The organism is Nitrosopumilus sp. S4 (assembly GCF_054515835.1).
Map to the genome: position 1 here is coordinate 58,538 of NZ_CM137258.1, position 23,615 is coordinate 82,152.

The 23,615-nt window shown below is 32.4% G+C and carries 34 protein-coding genes; 19 read left to right on the forward strand and 15 right to left on the reverse strand.

Annotation, left to right across the window (positions count from 1 at the left end):
- Positions 1–15 precede the first annotated feature (15 nt).
- Positions 16–1,374: an NAD(P)/FAD-dependent oxidoreductase gene (locus tag ACX119_RS00350; protein ID WP_459351187.1), complete on the reverse strand. Its 1,359-nt coding sequence runs from the start codon at positions 1,372–1,374 to the stop codon at positions 16–18.
- A gap of 69 nt (positions 1,375–1,443) precedes the next feature.
- Positions 1,444–2,094 (reverse strand): ACT domain-containing protein, encoded by a 651-nt coding sequence (locus ACX119_RS00355; RefSeq protein WP_459351188.1) that lies wholly within the window; start codon positions 2,092–2,094, stop codon positions 1,444–1,446.
- Between the two features lie 119 nt (positions 2,095–2,213).
- Here ACX119_RS00355 and hsp20 point away from each other — a divergent pair, with 119 nt between their 5' ends.
- From hsp20 to ACX119_RS00375, 4 genes are all read left to right on the forward strand, one after another.
- On the forward strand, positions 2,214–2,714 hold the full coding sequence (gene hsp20 / locus ACX119_RS00360) for an archaeal heat shock protein Hsp20 (protein ID WP_459351189.1): 501 nt from the start codon (positions 2,214–2,216) through the stop codon (positions 2,712–2,714).
- A gap of 28 nt (positions 2,715–2,742) precedes the next feature.
- A complete protein-coding gene (locus tag ACX119_RS00365; protein ID WP_459351190.1) occupies positions 2,743–4,878 on the forward strand; it encodes a CDC48 family AAA ATPase in 2,136 nt (711 codons plus the stop codon).
- 35 nt (positions 4,879–4,913) lie between these two features.
- Entirely contained in the window at positions 4,914–5,132 is a 219-nt protein-coding gene (locus ACX119_RS00370; protein WP_297594168.1) for a hypothetical protein, read from the forward strand.
- Between the two features lie 103 nt (positions 5,133–5,235).
- Positions 5,236–5,640, forward strand: coding sequence for a hypothetical protein (locus tag ACX119_RS00375; RefSeq protein ID WP_459351191.1), 405 nt, complete (start codon positions 5,236–5,238; stop codon positions 5,638–5,640).
- A gap of 17 nt (positions 5,641–5,657) precedes the next feature.
- Here ACX119_RS00375 and ACX119_RS00380 read toward each other — a convergent pair whose 3' ends face one another.
- Complete coding sequence (locus tag ACX119_RS00380; RefSeq protein ID WP_459351192.1) at positions 5,658–6,578, reverse strand: transcription initiation factor IIB; 921 nt, start codon at positions 6,576–6,578, stop codon at positions 5,658–5,660.
- Between the two features lie 179 nt (positions 6,579–6,757).
- On the reverse strand, positions 6,758–6,949 hold the full coding sequence (locus ACX119_RS00385) for a DUF1059 domain-containing protein (RefSeq protein WP_459351193.1): 192 nt from the start codon (positions 6,947–6,949) through the stop codon (positions 6,758–6,760).
- 130 nt (positions 6,950–7,079) lie between these two features.
- On the opposite strand from ACX119_RS00385, the gene ACX119_RS00390 reads away from it, so the two are divergent.
- Together ACX119_RS00390 and ACX119_RS00395 are read left to right on the forward strand one after the other, a co-directional pair.
- Positions 7,080–7,460 carry a fluoride efflux transporter FluC gene (locus ACX119_RS00390; RefSeq protein ID WP_459351194.1) on the forward strand — a complete coding sequence of 127 codons (381 nt, stop codon included), beginning with the start codon at positions 7,080–7,082 and terminating at the stop codon, positions 7,458–7,460.
- Between the two features lie 6 nt (positions 7,461–7,466).
- Positions 7,467–7,697 carry a hypothetical protein gene (locus tag ACX119_RS00395; protein WP_459351195.1) on the forward strand — a complete coding sequence of 77 codons (231 nt, stop codon included), beginning with the start codon at positions 7,467–7,469 and terminating at the stop codon, positions 7,695–7,697.
- A 2-nt stretch (positions 7,698–7,699) separates the two neighbouring features.
- Here ACX119_RS00395 and ACX119_RS00400 read toward each other — a convergent pair whose 3' ends face one another.
- Positions 7,700–7,972: a hypothetical protein gene (locus ACX119_RS00400; protein ID WP_459351196.1), complete on the reverse strand. Its 273-nt coding sequence runs from the start codon at positions 7,970–7,972 to the stop codon at positions 7,700–7,702.
- A 115-nt stretch (positions 7,973–8,087) separates the two neighbouring features.
- On the opposite strand from ACX119_RS00400, the gene ACX119_RS00405 reads away from it, so the two are divergent.
- A complete protein-coding gene (locus ACX119_RS00405) occupies positions 8,088–8,561 on the forward strand; it encodes an Hsp20/alpha crystallin family protein (protein WP_459351197.1) in 474 nt (157 codons plus the stop codon).
- Here ACX119_RS00405 and ACX119_RS00410 read toward each other — a convergent pair.
- Positions 8,551–8,778: a hypothetical protein gene (locus ACX119_RS00410; RefSeq protein ID WP_459351198.1), complete on the reverse strand. Its 228-nt coding sequence runs from the start codon at positions 8,776–8,778 to the stop codon at positions 8,551–8,553. The two genes, ACX119_RS00405 and ACX119_RS00410, sit on opposite strands and share 11 nt — an antisense overlap.
- Before the next feature lie 107 nt (positions 8,779–8,885).
- On the opposite strand from ACX119_RS00410, the gene ACX119_RS00415 reads away from it, so the two are divergent.
- Positions 8,886–9,185, forward strand: a complete 300-nt coding sequence (locus tag ACX119_RS00415; protein WP_459351199.1) for a hypothetical protein — start codon at positions 8,886–8,888, stop codon at positions 9,183–9,185.
- Here the strand turns inward: ACX119_RS00415 and ACX119_RS00420 are convergent.
- The gene (locus tag ACX119_RS00420) at positions 9,182–10,105 is read right to left on the reverse strand and encodes a COG1361 family protein (RefSeq protein ID WP_459352038.1); all 924 of its coding nucleotides are present in this window, start codon (positions 10,103–10,105) and stop codon (positions 9,182–9,184) included. The genes ACX119_RS00415 and ACX119_RS00420 overlap by 4 nt on opposite strands.
- Positions 10,106–10,257: 152 nt before the next feature.
- On the opposite strand from ACX119_RS00420, the gene ACX119_RS00425 reads away from it, so the two are divergent.
- Entirely contained in the window at positions 10,258–11,163 is a 906-nt protein-coding gene (locus ACX119_RS00425) for a transcription initiation factor IIB (protein ID WP_459351200.1), read from the forward strand.
- A gap of 73 nt (positions 11,164–11,236) precedes the next feature.
- Here the strand turns inward: ACX119_RS00425 and ACX119_RS00430 are convergent, their stop codons facing one another.
- Together ACX119_RS00430 and ACX119_RS00435 are read right to left on the reverse strand one after the other, a co-directional pair.
- Positions 11,237–11,380: a hypothetical protein gene (locus ACX119_RS00430; protein ID WP_459351201.1), complete on the reverse strand. Its 144-nt coding sequence runs from the start codon at positions 11,378–11,380 to the stop codon at positions 11,237–11,239.
- A gap of 58 nt (positions 11,381–11,438) precedes the next feature.
- A complete protein-coding gene (locus ACX119_RS00435; RefSeq protein WP_459351202.1) occupies positions 11,439–12,818 on the reverse strand; it encodes a cation:proton antiporter in 1,380 nt (459 codons plus the stop codon).
- Between the two features lie 118 nt (positions 12,819–12,936).
- Here ACX119_RS00435 and ACX119_RS00440 point away from each other — a divergent pair, with 118 nt between their 5' ends.
- Both ACX119_RS00440 and cysC read left to right on the forward strand, forming a co-directional pair.
- The gene (locus ACX119_RS00440; RefSeq protein WP_459351203.1) at positions 12,937–13,479 is read left to right on the forward strand and encodes a hemerythrin domain-containing protein; all 543 of its coding nucleotides are present in this window, start codon (positions 12,937–12,939) and stop codon (positions 13,477–13,479) included.
- Between the two features lie 36 nt (positions 13,480–13,515).
- On the forward strand, positions 13,516–14,031 hold the full coding sequence (gene cysC, locus ACX119_RS00445) for an adenylyl-sulfate kinase (RefSeq protein ID WP_459351204.1): 516 nt from the start codon (positions 13,516–13,518) through the stop codon (positions 14,029–14,031).
- Here the strand turns inward: cysC and ACX119_RS00450 are convergent.
- The 4 genes from ACX119_RS00450 to ACX119_RS00465 all read right to left on the reverse strand — a co-directional run bounded on the left by ACX119_RS00450 (position 14,026) and on the right by ACX119_RS00465 (position 16,535).
- Positions 14,026–14,838, reverse strand: coding sequence for a 3'(2'),5'-bisphosphate nucleotidase CysQ family protein (locus tag ACX119_RS00450; protein ID WP_459351205.1), 813 nt, complete (start codon positions 14,836–14,838; stop codon positions 14,026–14,028). The two genes, cysC and ACX119_RS00450, sit on opposite strands and share 6 nt — an antisense overlap.
- Positions 14,839–14,848: 10 nt before the next feature.
- A complete protein-coding gene (locus ACX119_RS00455; RefSeq protein ID WP_459351206.1) occupies positions 14,849–15,055 on the reverse strand; it encodes a hypothetical protein in 207 nt (68 codons plus the stop codon).
- 40 nt (positions 15,056–15,095) lie between these two features.
- Complete coding sequence (locus ACX119_RS00460) at positions 15,096–15,839, reverse strand: SDR family NAD(P)-dependent oxidoreductase (protein ID WP_459351207.1); 744 nt, start codon at positions 15,837–15,839, stop codon at positions 15,096–15,098.
- A 264-nt stretch (positions 15,840–16,103) separates the two neighbouring features.
- Positions 16,104–16,535, reverse strand: a complete 432-nt coding sequence (locus ACX119_RS00465) for a hypothetical protein (protein WP_459351208.1) — start codon at positions 16,533–16,535, stop codon at positions 16,104–16,106.
- A 243-nt stretch (positions 16,536–16,778) separates the two neighbouring features.
- Here ACX119_RS00465 and ACX119_RS00470 point away from each other — a divergent pair, with 243 nt between their 5' ends.
- Positions 16,779–17,432: a Snf7 family protein gene (locus ACX119_RS00470; protein WP_459351209.1), complete on the forward strand. Its 654-nt coding sequence runs from the start codon at positions 16,779–16,781 to the stop codon at positions 17,430–17,432.
- 7 nt (positions 17,433–17,439) lie between these two features.
- Here ACX119_RS00470 and ACX119_RS00475 read toward each other — a convergent pair whose 3' ends face one another.
- On the reverse strand, positions 17,440–17,904 hold the full coding sequence (locus ACX119_RS00475) for a transcriptional regulator (protein WP_459351210.1): 465 nt from the start codon (positions 17,902–17,904) through the stop codon (positions 17,440–17,442).
- A 766-nt stretch (positions 17,905–18,670) separates the two neighbouring features.
- On the opposite strand from ACX119_RS00475, the gene ACX119_RS00480 reads away from it, so the two are divergent.
- From ACX119_RS00480 to ACX119_RS00510, 7 genes are all read left to right on the forward strand, one after another.
- Complete coding sequence (locus ACX119_RS00480; RefSeq protein ID WP_211689035.1) at positions 18,671–18,931, forward strand: winged helix-turn-helix domain-containing protein; 261 nt, start codon at positions 18,671–18,673, stop codon at positions 18,929–18,931.
- A 4-nt stretch (positions 18,932–18,935) separates the two neighbouring features.
- Entirely contained in the window at positions 18,936–19,997 is a 1,062-nt protein-coding gene (locus ACX119_RS00485) for a helix-turn-helix transcriptional regulator (RefSeq protein WP_459351211.1), read from the forward strand.
- On the forward strand, positions 19,994–21,025 hold the full coding sequence (locus tag ACX119_RS00490; protein WP_459351212.1) for a hypothetical protein: 1,032 nt from the start codon (positions 19,994–19,996) through the stop codon (positions 21,023–21,025). The genes ACX119_RS00485 and ACX119_RS00490 overlap by 4 nt, the downstream gene beginning before the upstream one ends.
- 44 nt (positions 21,026–21,069) lie before the next feature.
- On the forward strand, positions 21,070–21,264 hold the full coding sequence (locus tag ACX119_RS00495) for a hypothetical protein (protein ID WP_459351213.1): 195 nt from the start codon (positions 21,070–21,072) through the stop codon (positions 21,262–21,264).
- A gap of 45 nt (positions 21,265–21,309) precedes the next feature.
- Positions 21,310–22,023, forward strand: a complete 714-nt coding sequence (locus tag ACX119_RS00500; RefSeq protein ID WP_459351214.1) for a 7-carboxy-7-deazaguanine synthase QueE — start codon at positions 21,310–21,312, stop codon at positions 22,021–22,023.
- A 63-nt stretch (positions 22,024–22,086) separates the two neighbouring features.
- The gene (folE, locus tag ACX119_RS00505; RefSeq protein WP_459351215.1) at positions 22,087–22,644 is read left to right on the forward strand and encodes a GTP cyclohydrolase I FolE; all 558 of its coding nucleotides are present in this window, start codon (positions 22,087–22,089) and stop codon (positions 22,642–22,644) included.
- Positions 22,645–22,685: 41 nt separating this feature from the next.
- The gene (locus ACX119_RS00510; RefSeq protein WP_459351216.1) at positions 22,686–22,943 is read left to right on the forward strand and encodes a hypothetical protein; all 258 of its coding nucleotides are present in this window, start codon (positions 22,686–22,688) and stop codon (positions 22,941–22,943) included.
- Here ACX119_RS00510 and ACX119_RS00515 read toward each other — a convergent pair.
- A complete protein-coding gene (locus ACX119_RS00515) occupies positions 22,940–23,614 on the reverse strand; it encodes a 7-cyano-7-deazaguanine synthase (RefSeq protein ID WP_459351217.1) in 675 nt (224 codons plus the stop codon). The two genes, ACX119_RS00510 and ACX119_RS00515, sit on opposite strands and share 4 nt — an antisense overlap.
- Position 23,615: the final 1 nt, after the last annotated feature.

The following is a 23,615-nucleotide window of genomic DNA, read 5'->3' on the forward strand; positions in this document are numbered from 1 at the left end:
TTTTATTCTAATTTTTTACCAAACATCGTCTACTTCATCTAGTTCTTTGTATTCTTTCTCAGTTTCTCGTTTCATTAGTTTTAGTCTAGAAATGTCTCTATCAAAAAACAAATCAATTGTCCAATCTAGAAAAACTCTTATTTTTTTATCCAAAGTTGTAATTTTTGAAAGATAGACATTTCTCCAGATCAACCAGGCCCAAAAACCAGAAATATTCATGCCTAAAAATGTGGCAATACCGGATCTCTTTCCAATTATTGCCATCTGTCCTTTAGAATGATATTCAAATTTCTCCTTCTCAGAATTTGTAATCAATGCTTTCAAGTTTTTAGCTGCAATTTTAGCTTGGGCTTCTGCAATTTGTGCAGTTGGAGGAAATGGTCGTTTTGTTTCAGGATCTAAAAATAATGCACAATCACCTATTGCAAAAACTCCTGAAAATTCAGGAACTTCAAGATAATCATTTATGATTATCTTTCCTTTATCTGTCTTGAACATTGATCTTTTAATTGTATTAACTGGAGTAACACCTGCAGTCCAAATCAAAGTTTTTGTTCTTATTACATCAATTTTTGAATCATCAGTAGCATCATTTGGGGTTTCATCTAATGATTTTATTGTAACTTCATTTCCATCAAAACTGGTTACTGCAGTTTTTAGTCTGATGTCAATTCCTCTCTCCATCATTTTTTCTTTAGCAAAATTTGCTAATTTTTGATTAAATCCAGGTAAGATTAATGGTAATGCTTCTAGAATAATTACTTTGAGTTCTTCTTTGAGAATTGTAGGATAATGTTTTCTTGCATCCAAAAGAAGATCCATTAACTCACCTGCAGTTTCAATTCCTGCAAATCCACCACCTACTACAACAAAATTCAAAAAACTCTTTCTTAGGATTGGGTTTGTTTCATTTTCTGCCTGCTCAAGCATATCTATTACTCGATTTCTAAGCATTACTGCATCATTGAGAGTCTTCATTGTGTAGGCATTTTTTTCAACATCTGCCATACCAAAGAAATTTGTTTCACTTCCAAGTGCAACAATTAAAAAATCATAATGAATTGAGATGCCTCTCTTGTCTCCAGTTCCCCAAAGATTAACTAATTTTCCATATGGATCAATGTTCTTTACTCGACCTTCGTAGAATTTTGTTTTTTGACATATTGTTCTAATTGGCAAAACTATGTGTCTAGTTTCAATCATCCCAGAAGCAACTTGAGGAAGCATTGGGGTAAATAACAAAAAATTATCTTCACTAACCATTACTAATTCTAGTTTTGAATTATTTCCAAAATAGGACTCTAATTGCCTTGCACATTCAACACCTGCAAAACCCCCTCCTAAAATTACAATTTTCTTCTTATTTCTAGCCAATGACGTCCTTCCCACAAACAGGGAGAATATATGCTATAAGAATAATTTTCAAAAAATCCACAGGAACAATCAGGCTCTCATAATCTCAGAATGCAATACATCATAAGCCCTTGATGAATCCTTTTCATTTAGAATTATTATGATGCTATCTTGACTGAAAAATGCATTTACCAATTCAATTCCATTTGCATGCAATACCTCTGCTACATAAGAAACTACATCAGATTGATTTTGGGTTGGTGGTATTGAAATTCTAATTTTAGCTAGACCTGTACTAAACAAATTCTCATTATCTGAAAGACTACTAAAAATCTCCCTTACATCTGCCATATCTTCAGTTAGAAATCTAAAGGAGTCAGACATTCTGAAAAATTCATAATTATTTGTAATCTTGGAGAATTTATCTAAAATCGCTATAGGATCAATTTGATTTGAATCCTTTATTGAAAATTTAACATCCATAATTCCATCAGTTAATGCTAATCTGGCATTCTTTAGAATTGATTCTTCCTTAATCTCTTCTTTTGATTCAAATGAGTCAGCATATCGTTTGATTGCAACTACTACAGTATTGAGATTTACTGGGTTTCCCAGAATTCTTTCAATCTCTGGCTGTATTTTTACTGCAAGTGCTGTGTAATTTATCAAATCCATTTTCATGCAATCATAAATAGAGCGATTTCTGGTAATGATTTCCTTGACTACCTCAGGAACTGACATGCTCGATACTCGCATTAAGATTATTATGTTATGTCAGTTATAATAGGATTGTGTAAGATATTGATGAAATATCAATAAACTTTATATTATGTCATATACATTACATAACATAGGTGAATATGACAATGTTCTTTGATAGCGAATTTGATAGAATCTTCAAGAGAATGTCAAACTCTTTTTTTGACATAGATGACATTTTTGAAGAATTTGGAAAAAATGGTAGTACAGCTGGACCAATCTATTATGGTTATACAATGACTGTAGGACCTGATGGAAAACCTGTTGTAAGGGAATATGGTAATGCCAAACCCGGTCTACTTCCATCATCTGATGAACGACAACCATTAGTTGATACTATTGTAGATGAAAAAGAAAAAGTTGTAAAACTCATAGCTGAGATGCCAGGAGTAGAAAAAACTGATGTAAAAATTGTTGTAGAGAACAAAATTGTAGATCTCTCTGCAGTTCACGACGACAAAAAATACCATGTAAAAGTTCCTTTGAAATACAAAGTTGATGAAAACTCTGCAAAGGCTACTTACAAGAATGGAATTTTACAACTTGTCTTCAAGTTAATTGAAGAGGAAAAACCTAAAGGCAAAACGGTGGAGGTTGAATAAACCCCCCATTAATTTTTGAGGTAAAAATATGAGTGAAATTATTTTAAAAATAGCAGAAATCCCACAACAACATGTAGGAAGAGGCAGAGCAATAGTTGATCCAAAAATTATTGAAGATCAAAACTGGAATACCGGCCAAATTTTAGAATTAACATTTAACAAAAAAACACATGTTAAACTATGGCCAGGAAATCCTGAAGAATATGGCTCTGGAATTATCAAAATAGATGGAATAACAAGACAAAATATTGGTGCAGGAATTGATGATAAAATTTCTTTAAAATCAGTAGAAGCTGCTCAAGCTGAACAAATTGTTTTATCTCCAACTGAAAAAATTGCAACAGAAGGTTTGCAAGACTATATGATCTATAATTATCTTAATCATGTATTTACTACAGGAGATTCAGTATCTCTGAAAACCCAGATGGGTGGAAGAGTTCAATTTGTTGTTACAAGTACCAAACCATCAAAACCAGTAATTGTTACAGAAAAAACAGAATTCAAACTTGGAGCAATGACTAAGGCAATTGATGCATCTATACCAAGAATTACTTATGATGAACTTGGTGGTCTAAAAAATGAAGTTCAGAAAATTCGAGAGATGGTTGAACTTCCAATGAGACATCCAGAATTATTTGAGAAAATTGGTGTGGAAGCCCCAAAAGGAGTCCTACTTTATGGTCCTCCAGGCACGGGAAAGACACTTCTTGCCAAAGCAGTAGCTGGCGAAACAAATGCTCACTTTATCTCATTGAGTGGTCCTGAAATTATGGGTAAATACTATGGAGAAAGTGAAGAGAGAATTAGAGAAATATTTAATCAAGCTGAAGAAAATGCACCAAGCATAATATTCATTGATGAGATTGACTCAATTGCTCCAAAAAGAGATGAGGTATCAGGAGAAGTAGAAAAAAGAATTGTTTCTCAACTTTTGACCTTGATGGATGGAATGAAATCTAGAGGAAAGGTTGTAGTAATTGCAGCTACTAACAGACCAGATTCAATTGATCCTGCATTAAGAAGACCCGGAAGACTAGATAGAGAAATTGAGATTGGAATTCCTGATGAGGAGGGAAGACTGGATATTCTTTCAATTCATACACGTGGAATGCCAATTGACGAGAAAGTAGATCTTGAAAAAATCTCAAAGGTTACACATGGTTTTGTTGGAGCAGACTTGGAAGTATTAGCAAAGGAAGCTGCGATGAGATCACTTCGCAGAATTTTACCTGAAATTGATCTTAATGAAGAGAAAATTTCTTCAGAAATTCTTCAAAAAATCCTGATTACAAGCGATGATTTCAAAGAAGCCCTAAAAGAAGTACGACCTAGTGCATTAAGAGAAGTCCAAGTACAAATTCCAAACGTTAGCTGGAATGATGTTGGTGGTCTTGATGAACTAAAAGAAGAATTACGCGAAGCAGTAGAATGGCCAATGAAATACAAAGAAGCATACGAGTATGTAAATGTCGAAACACCAAAAGGAATCTTACTTCATGGTCCACCTGGAACTGGTAAAACACTAATTGCAAAAGCTCTTGCTAAAATGACTGATTCTAATTTTATCAGTATCAAAGGTCCGGAATTACTCTCAAAATGGGTTGGTGAATCTGAAAAAGGAGTTAGGGAAATATTTAGAAAAGCACGACAGGCAGCACCATGCATTATTTTCTTAGATGAACTTGATTCCCTAGTTCCTAGAAGAGGTAGTGGCGATTCAGGCTCTCATGTAACTGAAAATGTAGTATCTCAAATTCTAACTGAAATTGATGGATTAGAAGAGCTAAACAACGTATTGATAATTGGTGCTACAAACCGACTAGATATTGTTGATGAAGCACTGCTAAGACCAGGAAGATTTGATAGAATAATTGAAGTTCCAAACCCAGATGAAAAAGGAAGAAAACACATCTTTGAGATTCACACCAAAAACAAACCACTGGATAGCGATGTTGAGATTGGCAAATTAGTAGAATTGACTGATGGCTTTAGTGGAGCAGAAATTGCCTCAGTTACAAACAGAGCGGCAACTAAAGCACTAAAGAGGTATGTTGATTCAAAGACTGAAAACATCAAATCCATAAAGATTTCGCAACAAGATCTAATAGATTCAATTGAAAAGGTCAAACCTAGAAAAAAAGAATCTCCGCCTGTCACTTCATAAAATAGTCTAAATACTAAGAAAATTTAGGTTAATTCATGAAACTCTATCTTGATTTTGAGCCATGCAAGGAGTGTAATACTATGATGGCAGAACTAAGTAGCCCAGAGATGCTTTTTGCTGATGAAAAGAAAAGAGCAGATGAATCTGCAAAATTTCTTAGACATCTAACATACAATCACAACGAAGTTGTTCAAGCTGTAATGGAAGATCTTCCAAAACAAAAACGAGACCAAGAGCCTGACTTTTACAAATAATCTCTTTTATTCTTAGAAGTTAGTAATCATATTCATATACAAAATTGTTCTACTATTTCTGATACACTAAATGAAAAACTATCAACTTTTTGGATTATTTATCATGCTTTTCTTAATTGGTAATTTAGAATTCTTATCTGCATTTGAAACTGAACAAGAACCAGAACCACCAAAAATACCCGAGCCTTCTCCTGGACCTGATCCTATCAAAAAACCAGAGCCAGAGCCAGTCCCAGATCCATTCCCTGGAGAAACTGAATCTGAAAAAATACAAAGATTAACTGAAGAGAATAACAAACTAAAACAACAAAATACAAATCTACAAAATCAAATCACTACACTTCAAAACGAAAAATTAAGATTAAATGAAGAAATCTTAGAACTCAATGATGTTATTGAGAACCTCAAAGAGATTACTATGGAACAAATCAAAGTAATAATGGATTTACTAAATCAACTAAAGAATGTCATTTTTGATAAAATTTATTCACCTACAATAGAATTGTAGGGTTTTTTGGAAATTTTCTAGTCTAGAAGCTTTAACGTTTTTTTAATCATTACAGCTCTGTTTCTAATTGTAACATCACTTACTCCAGATTCTACTGCAAATTTCTTTTGGCTAATGTTCTTACCATTTAAGATACATGCAATATACAATGATGCAGCTGCCTGGGCAACTGGATGTTTTCCAGCAGTGATTTGCTCTTTTTCACATCTGATTAGTATATCATAGGCATCTCTCTTGATTTTCTCATCCAAATTCATGTTGTTTGAAATTTTTGAGATAAATGAAGTTGTATCATATTGATTGAGGCTTAATCCAAGTTTTTTGATAATTGTTCTCAGATCTCTTGATAGTATCCCTCTCTCAATATTGCCAGCACTAGCAATATCATCTAATGTTCGTGGGATGTTATTTTCTCTACATGCTGCATATAATGAGGCTGATACCAATGATGCCATAGTTCTTCCTCTTGTTAGTTTTGCACTAACTGTTTTTCTGTAAATGTAAGCTGCATTTTCTACTACGCTGTCAGGAACTCCCAACTTTGTCTTCATGGCATGAAGTAAAGTAAAGGCCTTGCTAAGAGTAGCAGTCTTTCTTGATTTACTTCTTTGATCCCATGTACGTAATCTATTGAATTCATATTTTGTTTTACTAGTTAATGCCTTTCCTGAGGAGTCTTTGTTATCTCCAATAACTGTTGATAATCCTTTATCAAACATTGTTAGTGATGTTGCAGGACCAGTTCTTGAAAGTTTCATAAAGTCTTCTTGACTGTAACCATTGTTTTCATATGATGAGTCAGACATGTTTTGCACTAGGATAAGACCGCAACCCCCGCAAACAATTTCTCCTCTTTCAGAATCTGTTATTGCAGGGTAGGTTTTGCAAGCGTCTAGTTTACACTTGACATCATAATCATTTGAATAATTTTCTACCACAGTTAGCTCTTTATGGTGATTATAAAATAAAAACAATCTGGTTCAGGTAATTTTGGATTAAAAACTTGACTTTAGATACTAAAACTTCCTAGAATTTTTACACTAACTGACTTCTTATCACAAGTACAATACACTTTGTATTAAATGTTAAAAATTAAAAATTATTTTTTTAAAGAATTTTACTTCTTTATTGATTCTAAAGAATGACCACGATTAGTAATCATTTGAGTAACTGCTTCAACAGTATAATCAATTCCGTGTTCATCTTCAAAATGATCTCTTAATTTTTCTATTAGGCCTAGAGTTTTTTCTTCATCTAAAATATATTCACACTCAAAACCATAATCTTCGCATCTTAACTTGAGGGTCATTTAGTCTGAAAAAAATACTGAGGCTATAAAAACCATGGACCTGTAACTCGATTTTAAAATAAAACAGGCATAAAATGAATCAAATTGTCCCAAATAGAACTAATAACGTTTGATGATCCAATTTGAATAGATGAAAGGATTAGAATTTGTTTTTCTAGCTGCAGGTTCTGTACTTGGTGCTTTTCTGAGATACAAAGTAACTGAATCTCCCCTGCTTTTCAATACAATACCCCTGAATGTATTGATAGTCAATGTACTTGGAGCCTTTATTCTAGGAATATTCATCGTATTGTCTGCACAATGGAATCTTGATAGTAAATACACTCTCTTTGCTGCAGTAGGATTTTGTGGATCTCTTACAACAATGTCTTCTTTTGCACTTGATTCTACAAATCTACTTGAGAATAATTACTATGGAGCACTTACAATCAATATTATTGCAAATATTGGATTATCAATTGCTGCATTAATTGGAGGAAAATCCTTAATGAGTGCTATAATTAATAATTAATTAGAAATGGTATATTCTTATCAAGTAGTAAAGTTTCAATCGATTTCTTTTGTACAAGGAACACATTGGTCACAATCGGTTAGTGATAAAGGGGTACTATACAAATCACTAAAAGATCCTTTTTCAAAATTAATTATTCAATCTTCAAACGGTTCGAAAAAATTATTTCATATTCCAAAAGACAGAACTGTAATAGTACTCAATGACGCTGTTCACTTTCTTGGTGAATTAGCTTAAGGTTATGTGAAAAATTGATCTACTTGATCTCTGTACTTTAATGCAATTTTTCCAAACTCTGAAAATTCCTCTGCAGTTGGATACTTCATTCTCATTGTATATTGATTGATGAATATAGATAATGCACTACCCATAATTAGATTGTAAACCCCATCGGCTACATTTTTTGAGTATGGAAATGCCACTTTGATAAATGGAAGATAGGTCTCAGTTTGAGAAATCATTAATTTGATATGTTTTTCAACAAATTCTTGAACCTCTTCTGGAATTGCCATAACGATACTTGTCATGTTTTCTTATAAATAAAGCATTATTCCTAGGCATGAATTGTTATTTTCAAATTTGATTTTCATCATTTGATTTTATTAAAAATATTTACTAAATCAGATCATGGCAACAAAAAAATCTTCAAAATTAAAATCTGTCAACACACCATCTCTTTACTCAGGTTGGTTTGATATTGATAGATCAATTGAAAATCTTAGAAAAGAAATGGAAAAAGCATTTTCAAGTTTTCCAACTTTGCCAAAAGTTAATCACACCTCATGTGATATGATAGACGAAGGAAATCAATTTAGGGTAAAACTTGATGTTCCAGGAATTAAGAAAAACGAAATAAAATTAGATGTAACTGAAAATTCTTTACAGATTTCAGGTCAACATAAAGAAGAATCAGAAGAGAAAAAGAAAAACTATCTAAGAAAAGAGAGAAACCAGATATCTTATTATCGAACTTTGCCTCTTTCAGAAAAAATATCCACATCAAAGACAAAGGCAAAGCTTACAGATGGAGTATTAGAAATAATATTGCCAAAATCAAAACCAACAAAAATTCATCAAAAGAAATCTATCTCTATACAATAATCTCTCTTTTTTGTTCTATTTGAGATAGGTACTTTTCTTTTCCCTTTCTACTTCTAGGAAGACATCTTAACTGTCGTTTGCAACACGGACAAGATATTCCAGGATATTCTACAAAAATCTCACAATAATTACATCGTTTTTGCCCAGCTGCATATCTTCCCATTTCTGATGGTTTGAGGGCTTTGAATTTCTTACATTTCCCAATACAATAAGTCATCAAACTATACAAATTCTATCCAAAGATAAAATTTTTGATTGCACTGCACTTACTTTTAGTGCATAAAAATAAAATTGAATTTATATCGCAAATCTGTGAGAATTCTTGTGCTAGATTTAGACAGAAAGGTTTTTGGAAAAATTACTACCAAGGAAATCATTGGTGCACAACCACCTGCAATTCCAGATACTCTGAATAATTTTGAAAAAGAACTTGAGATTTTATTATTAGATTTAGAATCTCAACCAAAGGAAAATCTTGAAAAATTATTAGAGAATCAAAATTCTGCAAAACAACATGTAAACAGCAGGCCTGGAGCAATGGCCTTGGCTCAAAATAAAATCCAGATATTCAATGAGTTTAATGAAAAATATCTAGATGCAATAAAATCACGACTAGAATCTTAGACTTTCTTCTTTTTTGGACGTTTTTTAGCTGTTTTTTGATTTTTTCTAATTAATAGAGAAATGATTGTTCCAGCTGGAATTCCAATAATTGTTCCTAAACTAACATATGGTGCAATAAAAAAATCACCTATCCAAATTCCACCATCAGTTGTTAATTCCATAAATGTTCTAGGTCTTAGAATCACTGAAACCGTTTGAGAGTCTTGTTTTTCTTCTCCAACATCATCAGTATAGATTACAATGATTTCAAATGGTAATTTGTATTCAGTATTTACTTCCTCAGTTGGTGCAATGATTCGTGACGTAATTCCAACTGGAGTACTTTTTTGAATTTTTGAGAATGTATGAGATGTTTCTCCTCTAAACTCTATGTCTTTTGGTGGAATTATCTTTATGTTAACATTTGTAATATCAATGTCTTCAGATACTAGTTCAACTTGAATAGGAAATTCTGCATTTGCAAAAATTGATTCAGGCATTTTTGTGTAAATTCTTACATTGGCATCTTCTTTTACAGTAATTGGAATTGCAATATCATGAAAAATTGCATCTTGTGGTGTTTCATTGTTTGCAACAAGTACATGAGAATATTTTAAATTAAGAAAATGAATTCCAGGCTTTGTATCACTAGAAATTTTCAAATCAATATTTCCACCATACGATCCTCCTTGTGCTAGTTTCTCAATAATTATTCTATCTGCTTTTCCAACATCAAGTGTATTGCCATCATTTGAAAACACAAATGAAATATCTTGTTTTTCTTCCCATCCGTTATTTTTAACTAGAATTGATATGACTCCCTCTCGTCCGGCTACTATTTCATCAGGGAAGGAAATCTCAATGTCCATTCCTCCCTCAAAATTTTGTGTGATCTTTTCTGCATATGTATTTGGTAGTAATATTGCAAATCCTGCCAGCATCAAAATTAACCAAAAAAACCTCATACTTTTCATCATAATTACAAGATTCTGACTATTCTGTCTTATTATCAGGCATAAATTGAGCCTAAAATGAAAGGAAAAAAAGTTGATGATTCATAAATACCAAACTACTGAGGACCCTAGAATCGCATATGGTTAGCAAAACAAAAGAGATGTGCCCTAGATGCGCACAAGGCAAACTTGTTACTGATAATGAATCAGGTGAGATGTTCTGCTCCAAGTGTGGATTTGTAATTACTGAAAAACTACAAGAGTCTGGACCTGAATGGAGATCCTTTACACAAGATGAACATGGAGATAGAGCAAGAGCAGGTGCTCCAACATCACTTACAATGCATGATATGGGTCTTGCAACTATAATAAATCCAGTAAACAAGGATGCATCTGGCAGACCACTTACTGCATCAATGAAGAGTACCATTGAGCGATTAAGAACATGGGATAGTAGAAGTCAAGTCCATGAACCAGTTGATAGAAACTTTAGACAAGCATTTAGTGAATTAAACAGATTAAAAGATAAACTCGCAATCTCTGATTCTGTAATTGAAAAGGCAGCTTACATTTACAGAAAAGCTCTTGAGAAGGGATTGGTTAGAGGCCGCTCCATTTCTGCGCTGATGGCATCTGCACTTTATGCTGCATGTCGTGATACTGAGACTCCAAGAAATCTCAAAGATGTAGAGCAAGCAGCCAACATTAAACGAAAAGATATTGCAAGATGTTACAGATTATTGGTAAAAGAGCTAGACTTGAAGATGCCAGTAACTGATTCTATTCAATGTGTTGCAAGAATTGCAAGTAGAATAGGAATACTAGAGAAAACAAAAAGATATGCAGTAAAGGTTCTAAAAATGGCTCAAGAAAATGAGGTCTCAGCTGGAAAAGACCCAATGGGATTAGCAGCTGCAGCATTATACTTGTCATGTGTGAAAAATGGTGAGGATAAAACTCAGAGAGATATTGCCGAAGCTGCAAATGTAACTGAAGTAACTATTAGAAATAGGTACAAAGGCCTCAAAGAATCATTAGATCTATAATTATTAATCCTAGAACAGGCACAAAATCTAGTAAAAACTGCCTAGTTCTGCATAGTTATAAAAAAAATCAAACTTATGCACATGCATAAGTGGATATTTTATCATTTAATTCAAAACTAGTTTCATCTAAGGTCCAACCCAATCCCTGAATGTCTTCCCAGGTAAGGTTTTGAAAAGATGAGTTTTCTTTTTTTGAGATTGATTGAATTTCTTCCATGTAATCAATAAAGATAATTTTGCATATAAGGCCCGCGTAGAAATTATAAGTCGTTCATCTACTTGGAATCATCTGTAGGTTTTTTGATAAATCCTCCCTCAAATGATTCTGGTGGTGGAATCTTCTTTGATTTTGCCAAACCAATCGTGGTAATAACTACTGATGATAAAATGATAAAGAAAACCATTTGAGGATAAGCTTCTGCATTTTGCAAACCTAATGTAATTGGATAAGTTGCAAGTACTGCAGCGGCTAACCCTCTTGGAATCATGGTGTTTGTTACTGCTTTATCTAATTTGGAGAATCTTTTAGTCAGAGTTACCTTGCAAACAATCGTTCTACCATAGTAGATAGCTATTGTAATTAAAATTCCAAATACTAGATACTCTATCTGACCAAAACTTGCCATTAATCCGACAAATACAAAGAAAAATGATCTGACCAAAAATGTAAGTTGGTTGTGTGTAGGATCATCTAGATCAATTTTTGGAAGCTTGAATTTTAGAATAGGTGATAGGTGCTTCTTATTTCCTAACATTAATCCAAATACCAGTGCCGTCAACGCACCTGATTCTCCAAATGAATTTGCCAAGAAGAATAGAACAAACAGTATTCCAAGTGTAAGCATGTATGCGTGCTGTGCATTTCCAAGCTTTGTTGATACATACATCCAAGGAATTCCTACTCCAAATCCTAAAACTAATCCTACTACTATTGCCCTGCCCAATGTCTCCTGCAATGTCTGTAAATCAAAATGCCCAGCTAAGACTGCTTCAAACAAAATAAATGCAATAATTGTGGCAAGAATATCTGTTAGAGCTGATTCAAAACTAAGAATTGATTTTGCCTCCTCTGAGATTTTTATATTTCTCACTAATCCAAACACAATTGCAGAACTACTTCCACCTACAATTGATCCTAACAATATACTCTCTAACCATAACCATCCTAGTGCATAATGTGCAGCAAGTGTAATCATTGCAACTGATAAGATAAAACCAAGAATTGCCAATGTTACTGAAAAATGAGCAGTTTTTACAACATGCTTGATATCTAAATTTAATCCCCCATCAAACATGATGATAATCAAAGCTAGTGCAGCAAAATATGGAACCACTTGAATTACAGCCTCTGGTTGAATCAACCCAAACACTGGTCCGATAATTACTCCAAGAATCATCAAAAATGCTACATCTGGAATTCCAGTTTTTTTAAAGAAGGCTTCTCCTGCAACTCCTAGAAAAATTACCACACCTGCTGCCAACAAAATTACATGAGCTGAAGCAATTGGTCCATCATGAATAGATAGCTCCCCAATTGAGCTCTGCAACTCTGCAAATTTATCTAAAATCAGAGTAGAATCAAAATTTGATATAGGAAAGAATCCATCAATTTGCCCTCTAATCAAACCAAGTACTGAAAAAACTATTGGATTCATCTTTAACTGAACTTTGATGTTTGAAGTTGTAAATTAAATCAGATTTGTTTAATTAATTTACTCTCATTAGTATATTTTTAGATACACATTAAATCAAGCCATAAAATACATCTTTTAGTTGAGTGCAACTGATACTTTACGAGAAGATCATAGACAGATTAAACGATTAGATCAAGTAATTATAAAATGCTATACTGAACTATATGCAGGAAAAGATATTCCTCTTAATGACATTGATAAAATCACACTAGTCATAGAGGAGTTCTTAGATTCCATTCATTATTCGAGAGAAGAAGATTCCTATTTTCCCTGTGTTGCAAGTTATGATCATCTAAAACAAGAGATTAGAGGATTGTTAATTGAGCATGAATTCTCTAGAAGAATTGCGCATCAAATAAAACGATATCTCAAATTATGGAAAGAAGGAAAGGATTCAAGAGAACCAGTTGCAAGATATCTGAAAACATACTCTGTTTATCTTATGGACCACATGACAAAAGAAGAAAAGTTTTTTGATAAAGCTGAAGCTGAAGTGATTACTAAAGAAGAAGAATATGAAATGTATGAACAATTCAAATCGGTCATGACTATATCAAAAAAAATGGAAGATATGATTAAAGAGATTGAAGATTTGGAAAATAAATCCTGGTGTAAAAATTAGCGTAAGCTCTTTATGGGTTATCTGAATATTTTTTTTATGAAGCCTTTTGTGTTATGGATGACTGGTCTTCCATGTTCGGGAAAGACTACAATTGTCAAAGATCTTCAAAAAGATATTCCAAATTTGGCTATGCTTGATGGTGATGAACTACGAGAATGGTTCTCTCCAAAGGATTTCTCAAAAGCAGGACGTGATGAACACAACAAAAAAGTTGCTCATCTAGCAAAACTATTGCTAAAACATGGAGTCCCAAGTGCAGTATCTTTAGTATCTCCATATATTGAGAATAGGGAAAATGCTCGAAAAATAATCGATGCTGGTGATCAATTTGCAGAATGTTATGTGAAATGTTCACTTGAAAAATGTGAAGAGCGAGATGTTAAAGGAATGTATGCCAAGGCTAGAAAAGGAGAAATCAAAGGATTTACAGGAATTGACGATCCTTACGAATCTCCAGAAAAAGCAGATCTAATAATTGATACAGAACATGAACCACTCTCAGAAAGTGCTAACAAAGTAAAGGAATTTCTCAAAAGCAGAAATCTTCTATAATTTTTTAAATTCTTCAATTATTTTATTATGAACCAATCCATTTGTAACTACAATTCCATTTAGATGATGAACTTCTTTGTTATTGTATGTAAGATCATTTCCTGAGATATCTGTCATTTTTCCACCAGCTTCATTAATGATACAATAGGAAGCAGCTGAATCCCACTCTTTCATTTTATCGGTTGTTGTGATGTACACATCAACTTCTCCAGAACTAATCTTGCCTACCTTTAGAGAACTACCAATACTTGTAAAATCATTAATTCCTAATTTTTCAATAAACAATTTTTCTTTGTCAGATAAATGATGTCTAGATCCTACGGCCTTACACTTGGTAAGATCTTCAACTTTGGATACTACTATCTTTTCCCACTCTTCATTAGAATATCTAAATGCGCCTTTTCCTTTTTGTGCAACAAACATAGTTTTTTCAGTAGGCCAATTAATTACACCAAGAATTGGTTTTTTATTCTTCACCAGAGCAATCATTACAGTAAATTCTCCTGTCTTATCAATAAAATCAGAAGTACCATCAAGAGGATCAACTATCCAAATTGTATCCTTTCTTAATCTAGACTGGTTATCATCGTCTTCCTCTGATAATATTTCATATTGTGTCTGTGATAGAATATTTTTTATAATTTTATTACTTGTGATATCTGCTTCAGTAATTGGTGAATCATCACTTTTTGTTTTTGAATCAAATTCTTCTTTGTAAATCTCTAAAATTGCATCTCCTGCTTTAATTGCAGCTTCTATTGCAATGTCTAATTCGGAAAGTCTATCTGAAATTGGAATATTTTTCAATTAAACTAACCTAAGTTGTTAATTCTGGTTTTAAGGTCCACACTATTCCTAGAACAATAAACGGAATAGACATTACTCCAATAATTCCTAGAATGGTGTTAAATTGTGATTCTGAGACCTCCGGATTATTTACTATCCAAGGTAAAGGCAATGTAATGATCACCCAAATAATTCCTAAAAGTATAATTAATTTTGCTTTGGCTTTTCTATCCTTCATCATCATATGTTCCCTTGAGTTGTATTAATTCCATGTGTAATCATTTGATTGATTCTCCCCCGTCTACAGTTAAAATTGCACCTGTGGTCCATGCTGCTTCTTCTGATACAAAATAAAGTGCCGCTGCTGCAATTTCTTCAGGTTTGCCAATTCGCCCTAGTGGATGTTCGCTATCCATGAATTCTTTATCTTTCTGAGTCTTCAAAAATGGGATTGTCATATCAGTATCTACAACACCAGGGCAGATACAATTTACTCGAATCTTGTCTTTTGCATATTCCAAAGCCCAACATTTTGTCAGTAGGATTAATGCTGCTTTTGATGCAGAATAAGCATCTGCATTAAAACCTTGATATGCTTTTAATCCGGCATCTGATGATATGTTGATAATAGATCCTTTTGTTTTCTGCAAATGAGGAATTGCTTCCTTTGTAAATCTAAACTGTCCTGTTAGATTTACATCCAACACTTCATTCCAGTCATCCTCTTCTATCTGGTGAACTGGTTTTATCTTTGGAAAAATTCCTGCATTATTTACAAGAATATCTAATCTTCCAAATTTTTCTAAAATTTTCTCAATGACATTTTTTACATCATTTTTATTTTTGATATCTGCAGTAATTCCAATCGTATTAGAGATTTCTAAAGCCGATTTTTTTACTCTTTCAGAATCTTTTGATGTAATAATCACGGAAGCTCCATTTTCTGAGAATTTTTTTGCTATTGCAAATCCTATTCCACGGCTCCCTCCAGTAACTAGTGCAACTTTTCCTGATAAACTCAATAGTATTTTCAAAGATTTTCGTAATTTAAGCTCAATTAAATATAAAATAGGCACAAAATTTTTTATAATTTGAAATAAAATCTTAAAATTTTTCATATGAAATTTTAAATAGTTAAACTTCCTATAGTAATTAATGCCGAAGGATATAATTCCTATCGACTAAAACCGCGTGGCCCCGCAGAACGAAAAAGGTAATCAGACGTTTTGACGTCAGAAAAGAGAGGAAATCTCTCAGTGTTCTGCAGTAAAGGGGTTACGCCTTTCCTATATTTGTAAAATATCCACTGATACTGATCCTTTCACATTTCCATTTGGATTAATGGTAATTATGATCTCTTCATCTTCATAAATCAAAATATCCTTCTGTCCTTCATATTCCCAAGTATAATATTCTGAGATCCCAGTTTGATGTGCTATTCCTTTAAGCCTAAAGTCTTCATGAAAATTCAAATTTTTACCAACTAATGTAATTGATAATATTTCTGGACTGCTTCCATTTGGAACAAATCTAAAAACATACTCTCCCCTTTGGGCACTAAACGAATCAGTAAAAATTCCATTATTGTAGATATTCTGATCTGCCATTGTTAAATGAAAAACAATATTGTTTTTCTTCTCAGCTGGCTGTGGTGAAAAAATAACTAGGAATACAACTATTACAACTGGAATAATAATGAGTAATTTCTTTGTGGCCATAACCATCTTAATCCTATAAAAAATACTTAAATAGATATTCCCAGTCGTATATTTTACTAAAATGACAAAATGTCCACTTTGCGGAGAATCACTAATTCAAGGCTCAGTTTTGGAGATGCATATTAGAAAAATCCATCCACAAAGAAAGTTAATTCCTAATGTCTAATTCTTGTTAGTCAAATTTAATGTACTGTTAACCAATCTTCACACCTGACATTAAGTACAATTTTTTAAAACAAACTCATGCCCAATATATCTAATAAATGGTCAAAACCTCCACAACCAAGTATTTCTGAAAAAATTAATGATACGATTAAACCAAAAGGTGCTTTAAAACCAAGAGTACAAGAAGGAATTAAAAAATTACAATTACAAATTAAAAAACTAGATTCAATGCTTGAGAATCTAAAGCAGAGAGATTCAAAATTATTTCAAAGAATTGTTGAGGCAACCCAAAATCATGATACACAAACAAGTAGAGTACTTGGAAATGAGTTAGCAGAAGTAAGAAAAGTTACAAAGATTTTGAGTGGCGCAAGAATTGCATTAGAACAAATTGAATTACGATTAACCACATGCAGTGATCTAGGAGATACTGTTGTTGCAATCATGCCAACAATGGGATTGATGAAGAATCTCAAATCTTCACTAGGTAAAATTATGCCAGGAGCAGAACAAGAAATTAATCAAATGGCAGAGATGCTTGGTGGATTTATGACCGAAAGTTTCTCCGGTGATGCAGCATTTGGACTAGATGAAACAACAAATCTAGAGTCTGAAAAAATTCTCAAAGAGGCAGCTGCCGTTGCTGAAAGTTCAACAGGTCAGATGTTCCCATCAGTTCCATCTGAATCAAATACATCTACACTTTCCTCTAACACTTCAAAATTTTATTAAAAATTCTTTAACTCTCAAGAGTATCTTTTGACTCTTTGATTTGTCTAACTCTATTTCCTTCATTATCAATAACTCTATCAATACCTGATAATTTCTCTCTCAAATTATTGATAATATTTCCAACCTCATCAGCCTCACTCTCTACTTTTTGTCTCTTATTTGCTAATTCTTGAATTCCTCTATTTTCTTCCTCAATGTATTCACTCACTTTTTGGAGTTTTTCTTTAAGATTTTTAATGTCAACTGATTCCTCTTCAATATCTTTCTCAAGATTGGTCCTCTTTTCTTTCAGATTTCGTATCATCAAACCTACATAATCAATTGCTTCCTCTAGTTTAGCACGTTTATCAATTAATTCTCCAATTCCAATTTCACTAGTGGATTCTTCTCTAGTCACACTTTCTTCAGACGATTCCTCAATTCTTTCTTCAACCATCTCTCCACCCTCTTCTTTTTTGAATTTATCAAACATTTTATGATTTTCTCTCAAAATTGGGAATAAAAAGTTATTATGAATCTCAAAGCTGACCTTGTGAATGATTTTTTGTCTATTAAAGAAAATATGAGATCTTTTTACAAATATTCAAACTAAGAATTTATTGGATTTTCTTAATTATGGAATTTTTAATAATGACAAATTCACCTATAACAAAGATTATTCCAAAAATTCTCCAGATAATGTGATGAATTTTTGAGATTCTAATACTAATTCTTCTGAAAAAATGATCTGTAAATTTGAAATATTATTTCGATTTCCTATTTTGCTGTTGACTAGTCACTTTTTTGAGAATTCTTTTTATTCCCAACTTTTGATTCTCAAATACTAAAAATTGGATTATTTGATATAAATCTGGTTTTTCAAACCTAAAATGATTAAAACTCTTTTTTTGAAGAAATTTTTAATGAATTTTTAATAAATTGAAGTAAAAAATGTGGAACACCACCGTTCTTTATATACTAAAATTAATGTAAAATGGGTTATTTCTACAAAATTTAAAATATTATTTCAAAAAAATAAAAAATAATCCTTTTTCAATAATTTTCTAATTTTTCAGATGTTTTTTCAGGAATGATTTTTCTTGAAATTTATCTCCCGCATCAAAAATGCTAAAAATTTTGGCATTTTTTTACATGGAATACCTGTTCCGCTTTGTGTTCCGCTTTGAAGTTTCAAAATGTCCCTCATAAACTAAGTAGTTCTATACTAAGACATGTCAAAACAACAATACAGGTCCGAAATGGGCATAATGGGTGATATCTTAGACGTTACCGCCGATGGTGGTCGTAATGGAGTCATTGTATCTGCAATCTCTCGCAAAGCCAACCTATCTCACTATGCAGTACTAGACAAATGTGAGAAACTGGTAGAAGCAGGCTTAGTCGAATCCGTCAAAAATGATAGGAATAGAGTCTTTTTGATCACTGAAAAAGGACTTCAATTTTTCCAGGAATTTAAGCGGTTCCAGGGATTAGTGGAGAGCATGAATCTAAGGTACTGATCTCATGAATCCAGAAATCGTGACTGTTCACAGGAAAGAGTCTCTTCGAGAGGATGGAATGCTTTTTGTAAGGACTGAGGGTATCCTCGAAACAATGGTTAAAGCACCTTTGTTAATCACTGGCTTAATTGTCGTAGCCTTAACGATGCCACTTCAGACCTCATTCAGCACTACTCGAATGCTTGATCTAACTCTATACTCAGATGGCTCTGCTCATATCTCTGCTCAGATAGATGTGGATCCTTTGCAACCAGATCTTGAGGTTAATCTATTTGGCTCATCAATTGATAACTTTGTAGCAGTTGGAGAGAATGGATTTTTGCTATCTAGTGAAATAAATTCTGATACTGCTACCATTGATACGTTTGGGTCATCCTCAATTACAATTGATTATGATATTCATGATTTAATTTCTAAAGAAGGACGAGTTTGGACATTTTCTCTTGATTCTCCTACAGATTATTCGTTACTTATGCCTGCTAACACCATTATTGTTGGATTAAATGCATTACCAACTAATATGATAATTGAAAATGAACAAACTAAACTTGAACTAGGAAGTGGATTATCTGAAATAAATTACATATTTGGAACAACAAACCCACCAACAACAAACCCACCAACAACAAACCCACCAACAACAAACCCACCAACAACAAACCCAGATCTACCTTTACTTGAAAATAATGCCTTTGCTATGATTGGTGTTTCTATCGCTGCAGCTGCAGCAGTAGCAATAATAATGATCAAAAGAAAACAACCAAAATCTTCATCTGTACTACAATCTGAAATTACAGAATCTAAAACAAAAATTGATCCAGCCGAGATTGAAACTATTTTCAATCTAAGACCTGACATGCGTGAAGATGACAAAGAAATTGTAAAATTTATTTCAGAAAATGGTGGTCAGGTATTAGAAAGTGAACTTAGAAAGAAATTTCTTCAACCTAGAACCACCATGTGGAGAGCAGTAAAAAGATTAGAAAGACAAGGCGTTATTGAAATTTCTAAAAAAGATCTACAAAATTTGGTAAAATTGAAAAAAGAAATGGAGGCTGAAGAATGAAATCCATTGTTACCTTTAGTCTATTGATTCTAGTTGCCAGTATGGCCTTTGGTGGAATGACTAACAGTATCTATGCTCAAGATGATCCTACAATTCTTTTGAAACTAGCTAAACGTGCACAAAACCAAATTGAAAACCAAATTTCTTCTGATTCCCCAGATAAAATTAAGAAATTATTTGATGAAGGTATTCATGAAGTTAATGCATTAGAAAAGGCAATTAGAAATGATGATGTTGATTCGGCCAAAAAATATTTTCTTTCAGCAATGAAAATCTTTACTCAAATCTCTAGATATTCTCCTACGACAGATGTTGCCACAGAAACAGCATCTGATATTACACCAAAAACAACATCAGAGTCCACACGTCAAAATGTTAAGGATCCATCAAATGATATTCAGAGATTACAAGTATACGTTAACAGTCTAAAAGCAATTGCCAAAAAATATGATGCATCTATTAATTTTACTCAACTCGATGAGTTATTCTCAATTTCAAGACAACAAGTCAGCAATCATGAATTTACCCAAGCATTAGAAACGCTTCAAGAAATTAAGGAGACTATTGTGGACATTAATAAACAAATTCGAGAAGAAGCATCAAAAAAAGAATCTCAACGTGCTAAAGAATATGCACAGCAATACCTGGAGCAACTCGATAGATTAATTGAAAATGCAAAGAAACAAGATCTATCTGATGAAATAATTGAAAAACTTGAGAATGCCAAAGAAAATCTCTCATCTGCTGATAATCCTAGAGAAATTGTTGAACAAATTAGGAAAATCATTTCAATTAAAGATCAGTTTGAATTAACAAAAAATGATCGCCTTGAATCCCGAGTTTTACAAGTTGAAAAAACACTATTGAGATTATCTCAAATTGATGGAATTGATGAAGGTCTTATAGAAGATGCTAAAAATACATTGAACAGTATTAAACGAAGTTTATCTGATGGAGAGATCGATATAGCAAATGATCTCCTAAGAAATCTAGCAAAGCAATTACAAGAAATTAAAAATTCTCTCTAAAATAATATCATAAACTTCATATACATTTTCTAAACAGCATGAGCATGGCTTCTAAAACAATTACAGTAGGCGTAGGAATTCCCATGATAATTGTTGGAGCTTTAATGGCATGGTTATGGGCACCAATTGAAGGAATTTTCCAAAATCAAATAGAATTAATCGGAAGCACAATTGGAATTTTAGGTGTAGTTTTTTTCATTTCAGGTTTATTCCATTCTAAAGAACCAGTAATGCATTAGAAGAAATCCCATTGAATAAATAATGAAAAAAATTACTGTTATTACTTGAAAGTAAGACTATTTGAGATATTTACATCTGTAGAAGGAGAAGGAATACTTTATGGAACAAAAACACTTTTTGTAAGACTTGCAGGATGTCCATTTACATGTTATTATTGTGATACTAAAGAATCACTTCCAATGAATTCTGGAAAAGAATACTCTATTGAGGAAGCAAATCAACTCATTGACTCTAATCTAAAAAATCAAACATACAAAGTAAATTTTACAGGAGGTGATCCATTAATTCAACATGAAGCTGTTGCACAACTTGCAAAGCATATTCAAATGAAAAAAATCCCAACATACCTTGAATCTTCATGTTTTGATATTGATAGATTCAATCATGTTTTACCTTTTATAGATATTGTAAAAATAGAATTTAAGACAAAAGATTCTGAGTTTGTAGATTCTAAACATTATGATAAACTAATAGAGCATACTATGAAATGTCTAATCTCATCAGTCAATGAGCATAAAACAACTTATATCAAAATTGTAGTAAGCTCAAAAACTTCTCTTGATGATTTTAAAGCACTTGTAAATCAAATTTTTAAAAATATTTCAAAAGATGATATTGATGGTTTTATCATTCAACCCACTTATGGTATTTCAGAGCCATCTTTAGAATTATTGCTAGAATTGTATGATGTTGTATATCCACATTATATTGATGTCAAAGTAGTTCCTCAATTACACAAATTTATTGGTGCTCCATAAAATTACCACCTGCCTAAAAAGCAGCTTAGGTTCAAATACTAGAAAAATTCCATGTCATTATCCATGGATGAAGAACGTGTAAAAAAACTCGTAAGGGAGCTAATTATTGAAGTTGGAGAAGATCCTACCCGTGAAGGATTACGAGAAACTCCAGAAAGAATTGCAAATATGTATAAAGAAATTTTTGGTGGTTATGATTCTGACTCTGAATTATCTGTACAATTCTCAGAGGATTCAGGTGTAGTAATAGCAAGAGATATTCAATTTTATTCAATGTGTGAACACCATATGCTACCATTTTTTGGGAAAATCCACATTGCATATTCCCCAAATGGAAGAGTTTTTGGAATTTCCAAACTTGTTAGATTAGTTGAAAAATATTCAAAGAGATTACAAATTCAGGAACGACTAACCAAAAATATTGCTGATGAGCTATTCTCTCAAGGAGTTAAAGGAGTTGTTGTATTAGCAGATGCAGAACATCTATGTATGAAAATGCGAGGTGTTAGAAATGATGCAGTTCTTTCTTCTTCAGCATTTAGAGGTATTTATGAAAATAAAGAAGAAAATGAGAGTATAATGAATCTTATACGAAAACGTGCCTCAAATTCATCTTTTTGACCATACTGAAAAATTAAATAATCAATCTTTTTTGATGAGTCATGGGAGCACATCCTAATGTCCATATTCCAAAAGAATCTTGGCCTAGTTGGACATGGTATGCAATTGAATTTGGAATTGTTCTTGCAGTTTCAATGCTATCATCAAGAGAAATTACAAATTCATTTGAAGGATTATCTCCTGAATTACAAAATTATGTGTTTATGGGAATCGTAGGAATTGTATTCTTGATTTGGTATATTGGAATTAGAGGTTTTATTCTTAAAAAGAAAATCCTTGGTAATAGCTACTCTAATTAATCTAAATATTTTGTTTTATCATTAATTCTAGCTTTTTCAAATGCAATTTTTCTGTTATTACAAGATTCACAATTACCACAATGATATTTTTTATTTGAATAACAACTCCAAGTTTTAAAAATAGAGTCACCCAAAACTTTGATTCCAGATTTTAATAAATCACTTTTTGATAATCCCTGACGATATGGAGACCAAATTTCTATTTTTTGTCGTATTTTTGAATTTATTCCATCAATTTCTCCTTGGTTAAAAGCTGATTCTAGTTTTTTTGCAAATTTAGGTCTGCAATCTGGATAGTGTTTATCTCCAGTATGTGCTCCATATGCAACTAATCTAGCGTCAAGTGAGTAAGCCCATGCTGATGCAATTGACAAAAATACTGCATTTCTAATTGGTACTACAATAGAATATTCAAATTCGCTAGGTATCTTTCTTTTGGTATTTGTTAATACATTAGAATTTCCATACAAATTTTTCATAAAATCAATATCGATTATTTTGTGATCTTTTAATCTCATTTTTTTTGCAAAACTTTTTGCAGCCTTAATTTCCATACTTGCCTTTTGACCATATGAAAATGTAATTCCATACAAATCATATTTTGATTTGAGAATTGAAACTGCACAAACAGAATCAACCCCACCACTGAAAACTATAACTGCTTTTTTCATA